The following is a 16,340-nucleotide window of genomic DNA, read 5'->3' on the forward strand; positions in this document are numbered from 1 at the left end:
CTCCTCGTGTGTGAACCTGCTACCGCAGCACGGATTCCAGTACCCGGGCGGCGTTGGCACCGAGCACCTTGGCGATGTCCGCGTCGGACCAGCCGCGCCGCACCAGCCAGCCGGCCGCGTTGCGGGGCGCCTCCGCCGGGTTTTCCATACCGGCCACGTAGTCCGGCAGCGTGAGCCGCTCGTAGCCGGGAACCGGCTGCGGCGACCACCCGGCAGCGGAGTAGAGCTGGGTGTGGTCGCCGAAGAAGGTGTCCGGGCCGAGCCCGACGTGGTCGACGCCGACGAGTTCGGCGACGTACTCCACGTGCGCCATCACCGCGTCGAGGTCGTGGGCGGTGTCGGCGGACACCCTGGTCGACCCGGGCGCGGCCTCGATGCCGATCACGCCGCCGGTGTCGGCCACCGCGCGCAGCACGTCGTCCGGCTTCATCCGGGCGCTCGGCCACAGCGCGCGGGCCCCGGCGTGGCTGATCACCACCGGCGCGGTGCTCAGCGCCGCTGCCTCGATGCTTGTCCGGTCGCCGACGTGCGACAGGTCCACCAGCATGTGCAGCTCGTTCAGCACGGCCACTGCTCGGCGCCCGAGCTCGGTCAGCCCGCCGTCGGTGCTCTGCCCGAGGCCGCCGCCGAGGGCGTTGCCGGTGTTGTAGACCAGCCCGGCCGAGCGGAACCCGGCCCGGTGCAGCTCCTCGATGCCAGCGAGGTCGGTGCCGATGCTGCCGAGGTCCTCAAGCGCCAGCAGCACGGCGGACCCCTCGCCGCGCACGGCCGGCGCCAGGCTCTCCGCCCCGGACAGCTCCGGGCCCAACAGCTGCGGCCGCATGGCCGCCGCCCAGGACAGCAGGCGGCGCTGGTCCGGCTCGGCCAGCGCGCTCGCCAGCACGACGTTCAGTCCGGACCGGACGATGGCGTCGCCGCCGAACACGTCGGCACACTGTCCACTGTGTTGTTGCCAGGTCTCGGCGGTGAGCGGGTCGGGCAGGCGGATCGGGTGGTCGTGCAGCGAGATCACCGTGCCCGCCAGCAGGCGCTCAACGCGTTGCGACTGCGCGGAGTCCAGCTCCATCGGGTATTCGGGAAGCCGCCCGCTGTCGGCGGCGAGCGTCACAGTTCCGCCTCTCCGCGATTTGCAGTGGTGGTCGCGTTCCACTCGATCTCCCGTTTCGTGGTTTCTGGTGGCTGGTTTACGTCACGGTCCCCTGAGGTGCGGTTGAGGAGGACCGGAGTTGACACCTCCCGTTTCGCGGTTTCTGGGGGTTGGTTTGCGTCACGGTCCCCTGGGGTGCGGTTGAGGAGGACTGGGGTTGACACAGGGCTACTCATGCCCGCATCTCCACATCGTCGGTGTCGACCTTCTTGGTTTCCTTCATGAAGTAGAAGAACAACCCGGTCACCAGCGCGCACACGCTCACGTACAGCGGAACCGCCCAGAGATTGCCCTTGGAACCGAAGAACTGCATGACGTTCGGCGCGGTGCCGCCGAAGATGGCGTTGGAGATGGCGTACGGGAAGGCGATGCCGATCGTGCGCACCTGCGGCGGGAACAGCTCGGCGAACACGGTGGCCAGATTGGAGTGGTTCAGCGACAGGAACGCCATGCCGATGACCGAGACCAGCAGGACGCTGCCGAAGCTGCCGCCCATCGTCAGCAGCAGCGGGAAAGGCAGGATCACGAAGGCGGTCGCGTAGACCAGCATGGTCGGCCTGCGCCCGAACCGGTCGGACAGCAGCGCGGCGAACGGCAGGACCACTACGAAGAACGCCAGCGCGATCGTGTTCGCCAGCTGCGCGTCCGCCTTGTCCGCGCCGACCGTGAGCACCGCGTACGTCGGCAGGTAGGTCAGCCACATGTAGGTGATCACCGAGCCGGCGATCGAGATGCCGAACACGAACCAGGCGCCGCGGCGGTGGCCGGCGGACATCGAGCGGAACGGCGTGGCCTCCCGGCGGCCGGTGCGCTCAAGCATCTTGAACGTCTCCGGCTCGGCCATCCTGCGGCGGATGTACATGCCGATCAGTCCGATGACGGCGCCAATCGCGAACGGGATCCGCCAGCCCCAGGCTGCGAGCTGGTTGCTGTCCAGCACCTGCGTCAGCACGGTCGCGCTCAGCGAGGCGAGCAGGATGCCCAACGACACCGAGACCTGCTGGAAGGAGCCGGCGAACGCGCGGCGGTTCGGCTTGGCCCATTCCACCAGGAACGACGCCGAGGTACCGAACTCGCCGCCGGTCGAGAAGCCCTGCAGCAGCCGGCCGATCACCAGCAGCACCGGTGCGAGCCAACCGATCGTCGCGTAGTTGGGCGAGATCGCCAGCAACAGCGAGCCGCCGGCCATGAGCAGGATGGTCAGCGTCATCCCATGCCGGCGACCGTGCCGGTCCGCGTAGATGCCCAGCACCGCCGCGCCGACCGGGCGCATGAAGAAGCTGATCGCGAACACCAGCAGCGTGAGCAGCGCGGCGGAGCTGCCGCTGCCGGGGAAGAACTGGCTGGCGAAGTAGGGGGTGAAGAAGCCGTAGATCGACCAGTCGAACCACTCGACGAAGTTGCCGATGGTGCCAACGACCAGGGCGCGGCCGGTGCCCGCACCCGCACTCGCTGCCGGAGTTCCGGGTGTGGCCGTGCTGGAGGAGGTCATGATCTGCTCCGCCGGGAGAGGTACCGAGCAGCCGATCCGCTCGGTATGACGCGGAGTAGTTCAGACTGAGCAACGGCGAACAGGCAATGTTTGACGGATATGTGCAAGGATCTATCAATGCATGGCACTACTTTGATGGGCAATGTTTCCGATGGATGACCTGGACCGGCTCGTCGTCGCGGCGCTGATCGCGAATCCGAGGGCGAGCTGGCCGGCGATTGCCCGTGCTGTGGAGACCTCGGAGGCCACGGTGTCCCGGCGCGCCACGAGACTGCTGGCCTCCGGCGAGGTGAACGTCGCCGCGAACCTGGACGTGCTGGCGACCGGCCGAGGCGTTCCCGTGTTCGTCCGGGTGCGCTGCGCACCCGGCGCCGCGGTCGCCGTGGCCAACGCCATCTCGGACTGGCCGAGCGTCCGGTTCGTCTCGCTGGTCTCCGGCGTGGCGGACTGCCTGGTGGAGCTGGTGGCGGTCGACCGGAGCCACCTGCTGGAGCTGACCATGCTGCGGCTTCCCAAGCTGCCAGGGGTGACCGGCGGGAGCAGCGAGGTGGTGTTGCGCCGGTTCACCTCCGGCGTGCGATGGAACCCGGGACTGCTGCCCCCGGAGAAGGTGGCGGCGCTGCGTGCCGAGCGGATCGACCGTTGGGAGCGGCCGCACCCGACCGACCTCGCGCCGCCGCTGACGGAGCTGGACGAGACGCTGGCTGCCGCGCTGGCCTCGGACGGCCGGATGCGGTGGAGCGAGTTGGCCGCGCACCCCGGCGTCATGCAGAGCACCGCGCGCCGCCGGGTGGAGAACCTGTGTCGCAGCGGCGCGCTGCGGCTGCGCACAGTGGTCGAGCCGGAGACGATCGGGCTGACGGTCACCGCGTTCCTCTGGCTGCGGGTGAATCCGCAGCGGGTGGACCAGGTCGCCCAGCGGCTCGCCGACCACCCGGCCGTGCTGCTGCTGTGCGCGACCGCCGGTGAGCACAACATGTGCGCGGAGGTCGCGGTGGCCGACTACCCCGGCCTGCACCGGTTCCTGACGGGCACGCTCGGCGGCATCGCTGGCATCCAGGGCGTCGATGTCACGCTCACGCTGCGCACCCTCAAGCGCGCGTCGATCGTGCGGCCCTGGTTTCCTGAGACGCTCGGGGAAACCGACATCAGCGGCCATTCCTGACCGCGTTTGCCGCCGGGTTGGGTCGTTCCTGGACGAGCAGTTCCGCGAGCAGGCCGGTGACCTCGGCGACGTCCGCGCCCGAGCATGGGCGGCCCTCGTCGATGCCATTCGCCACGCGGTCGCGCACGAGGCCACCGGACCACGCAGCTGCTCCTGGTCCGGCAGGCTGCGCAGGTCCGGAAAGTGCCGTCCCGTTCGGCGAACCCGGACCTTCAGCAAGCCCAGTTCCCTTACCGCACAAGCACTTTCCCCCCGCCCTCCGGCGATCCAACCGACTGACCCTTGTACGGTCCAGGTCGCTGGCCTAACCTCTTGGGATGCAGTCTCCAGACCAATCAGGGGCATCATCCCGGCCGCAGCGACGGTACTTGCGCATAGCGCAAGCGCTGCTGAGCGAGATACAGCAGGAGGGATTGGCCGCCGGCGCTCGACTGCCGTCAGATCGGGAACTCGCGACCAGGTTCGAGGCGTCCCGGGTAAGCGTGCGGGAGGCGCTCTTCGCGCTGGAGCTAAGCGGCGCCATCGTCGTGCGGCACGGGGACGGTACGTACGTTGCTGACTTGAGTCGCGGGCTCTCCAAGCGCTATGGACATGAGATCGGCTCAACGCCCGAGCACGTAATCGCAGCTCGACTCGTAGTCGAGCCACCGGTTTCCCGTCTTCTTGCGGCAAGCCCAGGTGATCTCGACCTGGATGAGGTTCAGCGTGATCTCGACGTGGCCACCCGCTTGATTGACGAGCCGGCACAACTTCCCGACTTTGTCAATCATTCAATGGCATTCCATGCGAATCTGGCCGCCATGTGCCCGAACCACATCCTCAATCACTTCGCGTCGGAATTGGTTGAGATTGACCGGCAGCCCTTGTGGGTCTTGATAAACCAGATCATCCTCCAGGACCGTGCGAACCGAGTCCAACTGATTGAAGATCACCAACGCGTCCTCGATGCAATACGTAGCGATGGCCCCCAAATGGCCGAGGACGCCATGAAGGATCATCTCCAGCGAAACAAAGAACAACTCTTCCCCGGACAGCGGGGGAGCGATTGGCCAGATTTCTGACCAAGTCGCAGTTCCTCCACTTGCTGAGCGGTGTCCACATGCAGAAGAAGGATCATGACTGACATCATCACAGGGAAGTACGTGCAGGTCATTCCAGACCCCGCGAATCCACCGGCTGACGGTTTGTTGTTGAGCGGCAACAACGTTCCCGAGATCCAGAACTGCCTCGGAGCGGTGACGATCCCACCAGGAGCCCCGAGAACGGAAATGGTTGCGCATGCCACTTCTGAGGTTATGTACGTTGCCCAAGGGTCTGGTCGACTGCGCACTGACCAAGGAGACCTGGATTTCGAGCGAGGTCAAGCCATCTTCATCCCAGCAGCCTCATGGCATGCTCTGGAGAACACCGGCGCCGAGGATCTCGTTTCCGTGTTCTCCTTTCCAATGCCCACGCGGCCGCCAACACGCACCAAAGATGCCTCTTTAGAACCCATCGACAACACCGGAACATAGGAAGCGGAATCATGGCATTCGACGCTGGAGCTGCCATGAGCAGCAAGCCCAGATCGCTCGGCGAAATCATCGATGGACTAGGGCTCACGCGGACCCATTACCTGGCGCTCGCCTTGGTGGTGATGGGCGGCCTCTTCGAAGTGTTCGAACAACTCATTCTCTCGGCGCTCGGCCCTTCCCTCGAAAAGGAACTCGGGGTCGATGCTTCAGCCTTGGCGTTACTCTCCACTGTTAGCCTACTAGCAATTGTTGCTGGCGGCGTCATTGGGGGACTGGTTGCGGACATATTCGGCCGCAGGAGCCTGCTGGCCGTTAGTCTGGGAATCTACTGTCTCGGCTCGGTGCTGTCGGCCATGGCACCGAACTCCGTCATTCTCGGGGTCACCCGGATCGTGACTGGCCTGGGCGTTGGCGGCGAGATTGCCGTCGGGCTCACCTACCTCTCGGAGCTGACACCAACCAAGTTTCGGGGCGTTTTCGTGTCTCTCTTCAACACGATCTCCGCGGGTGTTGGCATGTTCCTCGCCTACGCCTACACCTTGGTCGTAATTGGTCCATTCGCCTCCGCAATCAACGCCGGCGACAACGCCTGGCGGTGGGCCTTTGGCCTGCTTGGGGTTCCGGCCGTCTTGATCTTCTTTTTCAGGCGGTATCTACCTGAGACACCAGCTCATCTCTTGAGTCGAGGCAAGATCCAGGAGACGAACGAGGCCCTCACACGGCTAGCAACTGGAAAGTTGCGCTTGCGAAGTGGCGACGACGTCCACCAATACGTTGACCGTCAAACCGCCGCTGCCTCGGAGAGCGCCCAGCACAACGAGTCCACGGGTCAGACGCTGAAGAGCGTACTCGCCAGGCCACTTCGCCGTCGCACCATTGCATTGGGGGTCGCGGCATTCCTGGCGTGGGGTGCGCAGTTCAGCGTCGTCCTGCTAATGCCCCTAATCCTGGTCAGCCGAGGATACTCAGTGCAGGGTAGCGTGACATTCACCATGCTGCAGAACTTCGGCGGTCTCATCGGGTGTGCGATAGCCTCGTACGGCGGATTCGCTATTTCGCGCCGCACCGTTGTTTCCTCAGCTGCGGTCTGCAGCGCAATCTCCGTTCTCGCCTTCGCCTTGTTTGCTGAGGGCGATGCGCTCATCTTGGCACTAGGATTTGTGTTCCAAATCTTTGTGCTGCTCGTCAACACCACCATCTGGACCTGGGCACCCGAACTGTACCCCACCCGAGTTCGGGGTTTCGGAACGGCCGTCATCGTAAATACCGGGTTTGTTGGCGGAGCGCTTCTACCACTGATCTCCAGTTCACTCCTCCAGGGCGTTGGAGAGTTCTGGGTGTTCGGCGTCGTGGCGGTGATGTATTTGGGCTTGGCGCTAGCGGCGTTGTTCGTGCCAGAAACCCATCGGGTCCCCCTGGAGGTTCTCCACGGGTCTGATAAGCGAACGGGTGCCGCAGCATAGTTGATCAATGATGATGTCTTGCCCGCCAGATTTTGGCACGACAGCGATTTTATTAGTTGGGAGATGGTGTCGATGCACGATATTTCACGCAACCTCAGCCGCGATCTGGTTGGCTACGGCAAGGACGTTCCGGTTGTTCGGTGGCCCAACGATGCCAATGTGGCTGTCAATATCGTGGTAAATTACGAGGAGGGATCTGAGTACTCCCACGAGATGGGAGACGGAGAGAATGACAGCCTGGCCGAAGTGGAGTACGCCTTTCCGGGTCACTTGAGGGATCTGGCCAAGGAGTCGATGTACGAGTACGGCAGCCGGGTCGGTGTATGGCGGTTGCTCAGACTCTTCGACGAGTACGACATCAAGGCCACGTTCTTCGCCTGCGCCGTAGCCTTTGAACGTAACCCCGAGGTCGCGTCAGTGGCCCGGGCAGCAGGGCACGACCTGCTCGGGCACGGGTGGCGCTGGGAAGAGCAATGGCGCTTAACGCGCGAGGAAGAGGCGAACCGGATTCGGCAAGCTGTTGCGTCTTTCAAGGAGACGTGGGGAGAAGCTCCGAGCGGCTGGTACTGCCGTTATGGTCCCTCGATCAACACCCGAGAGTTGGTCGTGGAAAACGGCGGGTTCCTCTACGACTCGGACGCGTATAACGATGATCTTCCGTACTACGTTGATGTGAAGGGCGTGCGGCATCTCGTAGTGCCTTATTCGTTGACGTACAACGACATTCAAGGCACACGTTCACCGAGCCTGTTTCTCGATTACTTGAAGCGCGGATTTGACGAATTGTGGCTTGAAGGCTCAAGGGGTCGTCCCAAGATGATGTCTATCGGCCTTCACCCCCGACTGGTGGGGCAGGCAGCACGCACGGGAGCGTTGCGGGAGTTCATTGAGCATGCCCAGGCCAAGGGTGGAGTGTGGTTTGCTCGCAGGTTGGATATCGCCCGGTGGTGGGCCGAGCACTCGGATGACTTCGTAAAGGGGGCCAACAAGTAGCGATACCTCCTTGGCTCATCCAGCCTTACCGGCCGGGGCGCCGTATGCGCACTGGGTGCCGCGTTCAGCTGCCTCGGGCTGGTGCTGTTTACGCCATCGGTTCCTCGCGCGCTCCTCTCGACAACCCCGATCGTGGTGACACCGTCGAAGCGGTGAAGATGTCAACCTCGACTGGCCCCGGAGTGACGGCCTGAGGTGGACCCGCGCGAGCTCTCTTCAGACTGACGGTTGTTGGTCGAGCAGCCCGACGGGGTCGGCGCTGTAGGCGACCATCCAGCTGGGGTCGATGCGATACCACACGTTCTCGTCCCAGAACGGTTCGTCGCCGTCGTCGTCGTAGTGGTTGACGAGGTAGTCGCGGACGGTCGGCCAAGTCGGGTCGCTGCTCGTCCCCTCGGGGTTCAGCGGAACGGCGTGTCCATGCGTGAAAATGCCGAGCTGCTCGCCGCGCATGAAGGTCGCGCTGATGCCGGGCCGCGCCGCGAGATGACGGGCTTTAGCGGCCTGGCGGTGGGTGCCGACGATCCAACGGCCGTGCAGGAGGTGCCCGTCGGCGCCGCTGATGCGTGGCTCACCGCGCCGGGTGACTGTGGCGATGGCCAGGGTGCACATGCCTTGGCAGACTCGGACAACCTGCTCGGCGTCCAAGGTGCTTTCACCTGGCCGGATGATCGATTTGAGGTGGCTGCTGGAGCCAGCCCAAGACGTGTCGAGCAGGACTTGGAGGCTGTGGAGCTCGTCGGGAGTTTCGAACATTCGGCTAGTTAATCAGCTCCCACCGACAGTGTCGGCTCAGTGCGCAGTCGCTGACCGGGCGTGGGCGAGTCGGTAGGAGGTGGTGCCGGTCTCGTAAACGTAGACGTACTGATTGAGGACGTTGATCGAAGGCGACGGATGGCTCTTAGTGGTGCCGTTGGGGTGCACCCAACGCGACAGATGTGTCGCAGGCGTGGGGCCCACTTGGATGTACCGAGGTAACGATCACTCCGCTGATCTGGGGTTTTTGCGCTGGTTGGCCTTGAAGCGCGCTTTCTTCTGACGATTCCCGCACGTGTTCATGTCACACCATTTGCGGGTGCGACTTTGGCTGGTGTCGAAGAAGGCGGCTTGGCAGGTTGGTGATGCGCACAAGGCCAATTTTCCGTCTCGTTCGCCTGCGATGATGCTGATCGCGTCGGCGGCGATCACGCTGAGGGCATCTTCCACGCAGGAAGCCGAGCTGAGTCGCCATTGACGATTGCCCTCGGGCGTCAAGATAGCCGCGGCCCGACCCTGAATGCTGCAGTCATTGATGATTCGGATAGCAGACGCAGGGAGAGCGTCCTGGATCGCGGCCGCTGTCGCGGCGGCGTGAATCGACTCCCTCAGTTCCCGAGCGAGGTCGAGCTGGGCAGTGGTGCAGGAGTCCACGGCGAGGCCGTTCACTGCCAGCCAGTCGATGAGTCGGTGCGGCGTGGGAATGCGCTCCACAGCGTCGCCATGACGCTCCGTCAGAGTCGCCGTGAAGCTGGTCGCTAGCACGTTACCGAGGCGAAAGTCAGGGAACTCGGCACGCATGGAACCACCTTAGCAGGTTGCACGCAGGCATGAAGACATGCTAGAACCGTCTAAGCCGGTTCGCGATAGGTTGTAGCCGGTTCCACGATGGCCAGGAGGTCTCATGCCCCGTCTAACCAGCGACGTGCAAGCATTTGAAGCCCACGCAACTGACGCTGACCTCGACGATCTGCGCGCGCGATTAGCCGCGGCGCGGCTACCGGAGGCTGAGACGGTCTATCGCGCCGCGCCCGACCCTCGCCGATGGGAACAGGGCGTTCCTCTCGCCGACCTCGTCGATGTCGTGAACTACTGGCGCACCGGGTACAACTGGCGGTCGTTCGAAGAGCGCCTTAACCGTATCGGCCAGTTCCGCACGACCATTGATGATCTGGGAATCCACTTCCTGCACCGCCGATCCGCGCGCGCAGATGCCACTCCTCTGATCTTGACGCACGGCTGGCCAGGCAGCATTGCTGAGTTCATCGATGTAGTAGACGAGCTGGCAGATCCGAAAGATGCAGACGCGCCAGCGTTCCACGTCGTGGTCCCGTCGTTACCAGGCTTTGGTTACAGCGACAAGCCGGCCACCACCGGGTGGGGAACCGAAAAGATCGCGGCCGCATGGGTGGAACTGATGGGAAGGCTCGGCTACAGCAAGTTCGCAGCCCACGGCGGCGACTGGGGAGGTAATATCACCACGGTTCTCGGCGGCAGGTTCCCGGCGCATGTTCTCGGCATCCACACAACGTTCGCGGAGGGACCGCCCGGGTTGACAACGGACGGGCTGACGGCTGTCGAGCGCAAGTGGACCGAGGAAACCCGCGATTTCTGGCGCCACCGCGCGGCGTACGCGAAGCAGCAGGCGACCCGACCGCAGACCATCGGCTACTCGCTCGTCGACTCACCGGTCGGGCTTCTTGCCTGGATCCTTGACAAGTTCGCCGAGTGGTCAGACACCGAAGATAGCCCGTTCGAGACGATTTCCAGAGACAGCGTTCTTGACGACGTCACCCTGTATTGGCTGACGCGGACCGGCGCATCGTCGGCCCGCATTTACTACGAAAGCCACAACTCGCTGGACCCCGAACTTCGGGTCGACGTCCCGTCAGCAATCAGTATGTATCCCCGCGACATCGAGAAGTGTCCGCGCGCCTGGGCACAGGAGCGGTACCGACAGATCGTCCGATGGAGGTCGCCTGAAATCGGGGGACATTTCCCGTCGCTGGAGGTTCCCGAGTATTTCGTCAAGGACCTGCAAGAGGGCCTCGCGGCAGTGCTGGCCGCTAACCGGTGAACGCGGCTGGGTACCGGGACTCGATCACCGGCTGATCCGGCTCAAGGCGTTGCCCGACGGCTTCCAGACCGAGTTCATCGAGACGGCAGAACGTGGTCAGACAGGGCGCGGCGAAGATGGCGTGGAGCATGTCGAGGTCTTTCGGATGGTAGACCTCGACGCCTAGCCGCCAACACCCCCGACTACACCCTCAACTGCGAAGAGCCGCAAAAGTACTGCCGCAGAACAGATGGACGATCGTCGATGCCGCGCTCGATGGTGCAGCCCGCGTCGGTGGAGGATGCGTTCGAACTCGTTGATCGACACCGTGGAGCAGCTCCTGGTGCAAATCCTGTGGGGGCAGCCCGGCATCGAGGGCGCGGGCGGTGAGCCCGGCCAGGAGGTGGTGGGAATTTGTGGACGATGCGGAGTAGGTGCGCCCAGCAGCGGTCGGGTCGGCGGTCGGCGCGATGTCCTGCAGAATGCTGTCTTCCGGCGCCGAAGCCCTGCGAAGATGACGTTGTGATGCACGGAGCGGACTCCTCGACGTGGCGCCGGGTTCGTTGGCTGCGCGGCTCCAGGTATGCCTTGCGAGTCGTCTATTTGCTCACCGGCTCCGCGCTCGCGCTGTCGTTCGGGTCCATCGATCTGGTGGTTGCGGACGCGTTGTGGGACCGGGCGCCGGTCGCGTTCAACAGGCTCCTCGTTGCCGCGGTGGTGGTCGTCCCGCCGACTCTGCTGGGATTTCTTCCCCAGCTGCGACATCTTGAGGGTGCGGCGGCGACTTCCCTGCTGGGGGTGGACTTTCGGGGGCATCCACCTGGGCCGCCGAGGACCTGGGACCAGCGGTGGCGCACCGTCACGTGGTTCTGGGCGCATCTCCTCGCCGGTGGTCTCGCCGGGGCCGCCGTCGTTGGCGGCATCCTGGCGGTGGACCACCTGGTCCGTGCGGTCGCGCCGCACGAGGCACATCTGACCGGGCTGTCGCTGTGGGGTTTCACGGGTGTTTGGGGTGGGGCCGTCCCGGTGTCGGTCGTGTGGCTCCTCGGCGTCGCGTCAGTCTTTCTCGCGCTGTTCGCCTGCGGCGCGTTGCTGGCGCGGCTCGCACCGGCGTTGCTCGGTCCGTCCGTCTCAGAACTCCTGGCCGAACTTGAGACGCGGACGACGCATCTCGTCGAGCGCACCCGACTCGCCCGGGAACTGCACGACAGCGTCGGCCACGCGCTCACGGTCGTCGTCTTGGAGACGGCGGTGGCGCGGCGCCGCGTACCGCCGGAAAGCGAGGCTCTAGCGGGGTCGCTGGAGACCGTCGAAACCGCGGCCCGGCGCGCGCTGGAGGATTTGGATGCCATCCTCGGCTTGCTGCGGGAGGACCGGGAGGCCGCGCAGCGCCAGCCCGTTCACGATCTCAGCAGTCTCGACGGTCTCGTGCGCGCGTCACGCGAAGGTGGTCAGCGAATCGTCGTCTCATCGGAGATCAAGGACCTCGCGACGCTGCCCTCGGCCGTCTCCCGCGAGGCGTACCGGATCGTGCAGGAAGGTGTCACGAACGCCCTGCGGCACGCACCAGGCCAACCGGTGCGGATCAGCCTGGGGCGACGCTACAAGCGCCTCCACATCCAGGTGACCAACCCGGTGGCCGGTGCTGGGCCGGCGGCTGGTGGCGGCCGTGGGGGTGGACGAGGGCTTGCCGGAGTCCGCGAGCGGGTCCATCTCCTCGGCGGGAGGATGCGGTCCGGCCAACGCGACGGCACCTGGCATCTGGACGTGACCTTGCCGGTCCCGGAACAGGAGGAACCGTGAACGCCGTCAACCAGATCAGGGTCCTGCTCGCAGACGACGAAGACCTCGTGCGCGCGGGGCTGCGCGCCCTGATCGACGGCGAAGACCTCTGCGTCGTCGGCGAGGCGCGCGACGGTGCCGAGGCGGTGTCCGCCACAGCATCTCTGCGACCGGACGTGGTGTGCATGGACATCCGGATGCCGCGGGTGGACGGGATCCAGGCGACCCGGATCTTGCGCGCGCGGCATTCCGACACCAAGGTGCTGATGCTGACGACGTTCGAGAACGATGAATATGTCCAGGAGGCGCTGCAGACCGGAGCACAGGGGTTCCTGCTCAAGAGGTCGGCTCCGGAGTCGGTCCGCCACGCCATCCGCACCGTTCACCACGGCGACTCCTTGCTGTTCCCGGACGTCCTCCGAAGGCTCGTCTCCCGCCACGTGGACGCCGCAGCTGGCCGCCCCGGCCTGCCGATGCTGAGCGAACGCGAGGGCGAGGTGCTCCGACTGATCGCCTCCGGACTGTCGAACGCCGAGATCGCACAACGGCTCCACCTGACGGTCGAGACGGTGAAGACCTACGTCGCGCGGATCCTCGCCAAGCTCGGTGTGCGCGATCGCGTGCAGGCCGTCATCCGCGCTTACGAGAGCGGGTTCGTCCCCTTGGACTGACCGAGCCGGTGCCGAAGCTGGTAGTTGCGCGTAACGATGGCCAGCAGCGGGGCCCACAACAGCAGGGGCACGTACCACCGCAGGACATCCCAGCCCGGCTGGTGGCACCCGGGCGGCAGAGCTCGAAGCGGAGCCTGGTGCGGACCGCCACGCAGCAGCCACACCGCGATGACAGTCGCGAGCAGCGCCGCCAGGGCGTACGCCGCACCCGTGACGACACGCGCATTCACCGCCCGTCCCCCGACAACGGGCAACCAGTGCGGCAACACCTCACCCCACGGACGCACCAGACCGATCGCAAGCAACCCCAGAGCCATGGAGCCGAACGACAGGCTCGGCACGTAGATCACTTCGAGGACGTTGTGGCTTGAGCACGGGTTCACATTCGTGACCAGCGTGCGGGCGGCACTGAACAGTCGCCACAGCGCCGACGGCAGGATGCACAACGGTATGGCGTAGGCGCAGATCCTGATGCCGACGGGGGGCCGAACTCCCGCCCTGATCGCGTGCTCTCTCATCGAAGACCCTCCTATTGCGACTGTCCGTCCGACCTGCGTACACGGTGTGACGACACCGGACGCGGCAAACGTAGCTGCGGTGGGACGGCTTCCGAGTCCCTCGCGAGAGCGACAGTTGTCCCTCTCCGGAACGAAGCACCGGACTGCGCGGCAGGATCACGATGCGATCATGCTGATCATCAGCCGCGGCTCGGACGTCGTCAGACGCCCGGAGCCGGGCGCGCGTCCCGGCCTCATCCAACGCATCGGTGCAGCGATCGTCAGCGTTGGTGCCAGCGTCTACCTGGGGCTGAAAGTCACCTGGGTGCTGGGCAACGCGGTCGGGTGTTCGCGATCGTCTACTTCGGATTCGTCGCGGTGGATGAGACTTGAACTCCGTTGCTCGGATTGGGAGGTCAGATGGATCGCTGGGATCGGGCCGGACGGGTCGCGGCATATGGGGCAGCGCTGGCGCTGACGCCGTACTTGCTGATCAAGGTGTCGTGGGTGATCGGTTCACTCTTGGGGCTGCTGCCGGTCGGGACCGGCTTCGGCAAGGTGGAGTGGGTGGTGCTCAACAGCGCAACGATCGCTATGGCGGGGATCGGGATCGCGGTGGCGCTCGCGCTGGTGCGGCCGTGGGGGATGCGCATACCGGGAGCGCCGTTGGCTTTCTGCGCCTGGGTTGGGACGGGGTTCCCCGTCCCGGTGTTGCCTTACGCCGTTCTCAGTTCGCTGCTGGGCTCGGCGGATGGCAATCCGGATAGCGGGCGCGACGCAGGCCCGTCGATGCCGATCTGGGAGGCCGCACTGGTTCAGATCGGGTTTGTGGGCATGGGGCTGGGGCTGGCCGTCGCGCTGCCCACGTACTTGCGGCGGCGCTGGCCGGACGTGTTCGCGGGTCGGCTCGGGGACGGTGGAGGGGGCTCGCCAAGGGTGCCGCCCTGGATGGTCGTGGTCGGTGCCGCAGTCGGTCTCATCTGGCTTTACTGGGCGGTGGGCGGCACCGCAGGTGTCGCCCACCGCGGCGAGCGGGACCTCAACTGGCATGTGCTGTCCGGCGTCTTCGGGCTCTGGGCCATCGTGGCTTCCGCCGCCACCTGGACCGCCGTCCGAGGGCGGCCCGCAGGAGTCCCTCGATGGATCCCGATGGTGCTCGGCTGGCTCGGCTCGGGCTCGCTGTTCGCCTGGAGCGGCTGGAAGCTTCCGTTCACCCTGTACCTCGCAGTCGCGCAACCGGCCGATGCAGGCTTGCCGGAAAACCTCGCACTCGCGGCAGTCCTGCACCTGGCAGCAGTGGTGGCGGGCGCCACGATGCTGGCGGCGCTCGTTCGTACGCGGCTGGTTTCATCGAACCCGTAGGTCGATCGGCAGCGAATCATCAGCGTGGCGCAGTGCAGTGTCCTGCTCATGTGAAAGAGGTCAAGTTCGGGCGAAACGTCAGCGTTCTTCGGCGGGGACGGTGACGTTCAGCGTGGTGGTGGGGTCGGATAGCGGGATGCCGCGGGTTTCCGGTAGCGCGAGTACCGCGACGAATCCGGCTGCGGCGACGATCGCCATCGCTGCTGCGAGGAGGATCGGTGAACCGGAGGCGAGCGTGACGAGTCCGACCGCGATCACCGGTGCGGGGCCAGCCAGCGCGGCGCCGGGGATCTCGCGGGCGAGCGCGAAGCCGCTGAACCGGTAGGCGGCGGGGAACAGTTCGACGTAGTAGGCGGCTTGCGAGCCGAACATGGCCAGGCAGCTGCCGAACGCGAGCCCGAACGCGATCAGGATCAGCACCGCGTTGCGGGTGTCGAGCAGCCAGAAGAAGGGGAACGGTACGAGCGCGCACACGGCGCTGACCACGAGGTACGCGGGTTTGCGGCCGCTGCGGTCGGACAGCTTGCCGATGATCGGGATGGCCGCGGCGCCTACCGCGCAGCCGAAGAGCAGCGCCACCAGTGCGACGCTTTTCGAGACGTGTTTGCTGGCGAGGTAGCTCAGCGAGTAGGTCTGGACCACGTAGATGTTGAACGCGAGCACGCCGTTGGCGACCATCGCCAGCAGGAACCGCCTCGGGACGGCCTTGAGCATCGTGGCGAGCGGCAACCGGGTGCGGGCCCTGGCTTGCTTGATTTCGGTGAACACGGGTGATTCGGGGACTCGGAGGCGGATCATGAGTCCGATGCCGACGACGATGAAGCTGAGCAGGAATGGGATTCGCCAGCCCCAGGCCAACAGTTGCGGCTCGGGTAGCGCGGATACCGCGGCGGTCACGGCGGCGGCGAGGCCGATGCCGAGGAACACGCCGCTGGCGGGGAGTGCGGCGAAGTAGCCGCGGCGTTTGTCGGGGGCGAACTCGGCGACCATGATGACCGCGCCCGCGTATTCCGCGCCCACGCCGAGTCCCTGGACGAGTCGGCAGGCCACGAGCAGTACCGGCGCGAGCAGTCCGGCGCTGTGGTAGGTCGGTAGCAAGCCGATGACGACCGTGGCCGCGCCCATCAGCACCAGGGTGCCGACGAGGGACGCACGGCGGCCGTGCTTGTCGCCGAGGTGCCCGAAGATGATGGCGCCGAGCGGTCGTGCGAAGTAGCCGACCCCGAAGGTGGCGAATGAGGCGACCAGTCCGGCGGTGGTGGAGAAGCTGGGGAAGAACAGGGTGTTGAAGACGAGTGCGGCGGCCTGGCCGTACACGGCGATGTCGTACCACTCGATGAGGCTGCCGACCACGGCGCCGGGGGTGAGGCGCCGCCTGGACTCAGCCCAGATCGCCTCTCGATCGAGGTTCGCATCCATGGTCGCTCCTCCTTGAGCTGAAC

General features: G+C 65.5%; 18 protein-coding genes. 10 read left to right on the forward strand and 8 right to left on the reverse strand.

From position 1 onward, the window contains the following. Positions 1-19 precede the first annotated feature (19 nt). Entirely contained in the window at positions 20-1,108 is a 1,089-nt protein-coding gene (locus ACTWQN_RS23085; RefSeq protein WP_443205629.1) for a dipeptidase, read from the reverse strand. A gap of 211 nt (positions 1,109-1,319) precedes the next feature. Beyond that, positions 1,320-2,639, reverse strand: coding sequence for an MFS transporter (locus tag ACTWQN_RS23090; protein WP_443205630.1), 1,320 nt, complete (start codon positions 2,637-2,639; stop codon positions 1,320-1,322). 151 nt (positions 2,640-2,790) lie between these two features. Between ACTWQN_RS23090 and ACTWQN_RS23095 the strand changes: the two genes are divergently transcribed. Then, positions 2,791-3,804, forward strand: coding sequence for an Lrp/AsnC family transcriptional regulator (locus ACTWQN_RS23095; protein ID WP_443205631.1), 1,014 nt, complete (start codon positions 2,791-2,793; stop codon positions 3,802-3,804). Here the strand turns inward: ACTWQN_RS23095 and ACTWQN_RS23100 are convergent. Further along, positions 3,788-3,931, reverse strand: coding sequence for a hypothetical protein (locus ACTWQN_RS23100; RefSeq protein WP_443205632.1), 144 nt, complete (start codon positions 3,929-3,931; stop codon positions 3,788-3,790). The two genes, ACTWQN_RS23095 and ACTWQN_RS23100, sit on opposite strands and share 17 nt — an antisense overlap. A 190-nt stretch (positions 3,932-4,121) precedes the next feature. Here ACTWQN_RS23100 and ACTWQN_RS23105 point away from each other — a divergent pair, with 190 nt between their 5' ends. Genes ACTWQN_RS23105 through ACTWQN_RS23120 form a run of 4 tightly spaced genes read left to right on the forward strand, consistent with a single transcriptional unit; the run spans position 4,122 to position 7,774 of the window. Further along, a complete protein-coding gene (locus tag ACTWQN_RS23105) occupies positions 4,122-4,865 on the forward strand; it encodes a FadR/GntR family transcriptional regulator (protein ID WP_443205633.1) in 744 nt (247 codons plus the stop codon). Between the two features lie 54 nt (positions 4,866-4,919). Next, entirely contained in the window at positions 4,920-5,318 is a 399-nt protein-coding gene (locus tag ACTWQN_RS23110; protein WP_443205634.1) for a cupin domain-containing protein, read from the forward strand. A 35-nt stretch (positions 5,319-5,353) separates the two neighbouring features. After that, complete coding sequence (locus ACTWQN_RS23115; RefSeq protein WP_443205635.1) at positions 5,354-6,781, forward strand: MFS transporter; 1,428 nt, start codon at positions 5,354-5,356, stop codon at positions 6,779-6,781. Further along, complete coding sequence (locus tag ACTWQN_RS23120; protein ID WP_443205636.1) at positions 6,782-7,774, forward strand: polysaccharide deacetylase family protein; 993 nt, start codon at positions 6,782-6,784, stop codon at positions 7,772-7,774. 216 nt (positions 7,775-7,990) lie between these two features. Here ACTWQN_RS23120 and ACTWQN_RS23125 read toward each other — a convergent pair whose 3' ends face one another. Together ACTWQN_RS23125 and ACTWQN_RS23130 are read right to left on the reverse strand one after the other, a co-directional pair. Next, the gene (locus ACTWQN_RS23125; RefSeq protein WP_443205637.1) at positions 7,991-8,530 is read right to left on the reverse strand and encodes a pyridoxamine 5'-phosphate oxidase family protein; all 540 of its coding nucleotides are present in this window, start codon (positions 8,528-8,530) and stop codon (positions 7,991-7,993) included. 225 nt (positions 8,531-8,755) lie between these two features. After that, positions 8,756-9,331, reverse strand: coding sequence for a CGNR zinc finger domain-containing protein (locus tag ACTWQN_RS23130; RefSeq protein ID WP_443205638.1), 576 nt, complete (start codon positions 9,329-9,331; stop codon positions 8,756-8,758). 103 nt (positions 9,332-9,434) lie between these two features. On the opposite strand from ACTWQN_RS23130, the gene ACTWQN_RS23135 reads away from it, so the two are divergent. Beyond that, positions 9,435-10,607, forward strand: a complete 1,173-nt coding sequence (locus ACTWQN_RS23135; protein WP_443205639.1) for an epoxide hydrolase family protein — start codon at positions 9,435-9,437, stop codon at positions 10,605-10,607. Here ACTWQN_RS23135 and ACTWQN_RS23140 read toward each other — a convergent pair. Next, the gene (locus ACTWQN_RS23140; protein WP_443205727.1) at positions 10,597-10,737 is read right to left on the reverse strand and encodes a hypothetical protein; all 141 of its coding nucleotides are present in this window, start codon (positions 10,735-10,737) and stop codon (positions 10,597-10,599) included. The genes ACTWQN_RS23135 and ACTWQN_RS23140 overlap by 11 nt on opposite strands. Before the next feature lie 165 nt (positions 10,738-10,902). Between ACTWQN_RS23140 and ACTWQN_RS23145 the strand changes: the two genes are divergently transcribed. From ACTWQN_RS23145 to ACTWQN_RS23155, 3 genes are read left to right on the forward strand one after another with little or no spacing between them, the layout of a single operon-like run. Next, positions 10,903-11,112, forward strand: coding sequence for a hypothetical protein (locus ACTWQN_RS23145; RefSeq protein ID WP_443205640.1), 210 nt, complete (start codon positions 10,903-10,905; stop codon positions 11,110-11,112). Next, complete coding sequence (locus ACTWQN_RS23150; protein WP_443205718.1) at positions 11,112-12,389, forward strand: sensor histidine kinase; 1,278 nt, start codon at positions 11,112-11,114, stop codon at positions 12,387-12,389. Before ACTWQN_RS23145 ends, ACTWQN_RS23150 begins: the two co-directional genes overlap by 1 nt. Further along, positions 12,386-13,039, forward strand: a complete 654-nt coding sequence (locus ACTWQN_RS23155) for a response regulator transcription factor (RefSeq protein WP_443205641.1) — start codon at positions 12,386-12,388, stop codon at positions 13,037-13,039. Before ACTWQN_RS23150 ends, ACTWQN_RS23155 begins: the two co-directional genes overlap by 4 nt. On the opposite strand, the gene ACTWQN_RS23160 is transcribed toward ACTWQN_RS23155, so the two are convergent. Next, positions 13,009-13,557, reverse strand: coding sequence for a hypothetical protein (locus ACTWQN_RS23160; protein WP_443205642.1), 549 nt, complete (start codon positions 13,555-13,557; stop codon positions 13,009-13,011). The genes ACTWQN_RS23155 and ACTWQN_RS23160 overlap by 31 nt on opposite strands. A gap of 399 nt (positions 13,558-13,956) precedes the next feature. On the opposite strand from ACTWQN_RS23160, the gene ACTWQN_RS23165 reads away from it, so the two are divergent. Beyond that, a complete protein-coding gene (locus tag ACTWQN_RS23165) occupies positions 13,957-14,898 on the forward strand; it encodes a hypothetical protein (protein ID WP_443205643.1) in 942 nt (313 codons plus the stop codon). Between the two features lie 78 nt (positions 14,899-14,976). Here ACTWQN_RS23165 and ACTWQN_RS23170 read toward each other — a convergent pair whose 3' ends face one another. Further along, the gene (locus ACTWQN_RS23170) at positions 14,977-16,317 is read right to left on the reverse strand and encodes an MFS transporter (protein WP_443205644.1); all 1,341 of its coding nucleotides are present in this window, start codon (positions 16,315-16,317) and stop codon (positions 14,977-14,979) included. Between the last annotated feature and the right edge of the window lie 23 nt (positions 16,318-16,340).

It is taken from the genome of Saccharopolyspora antiqui (assembly GCF_052246905.1).
In the GTDB taxonomy this organism is placed as follows: Bacteria; Actinomycetota; Actinomycetes; order Mycobacteriales; family Pseudonocardiaceae; genus Saccharopolyspora.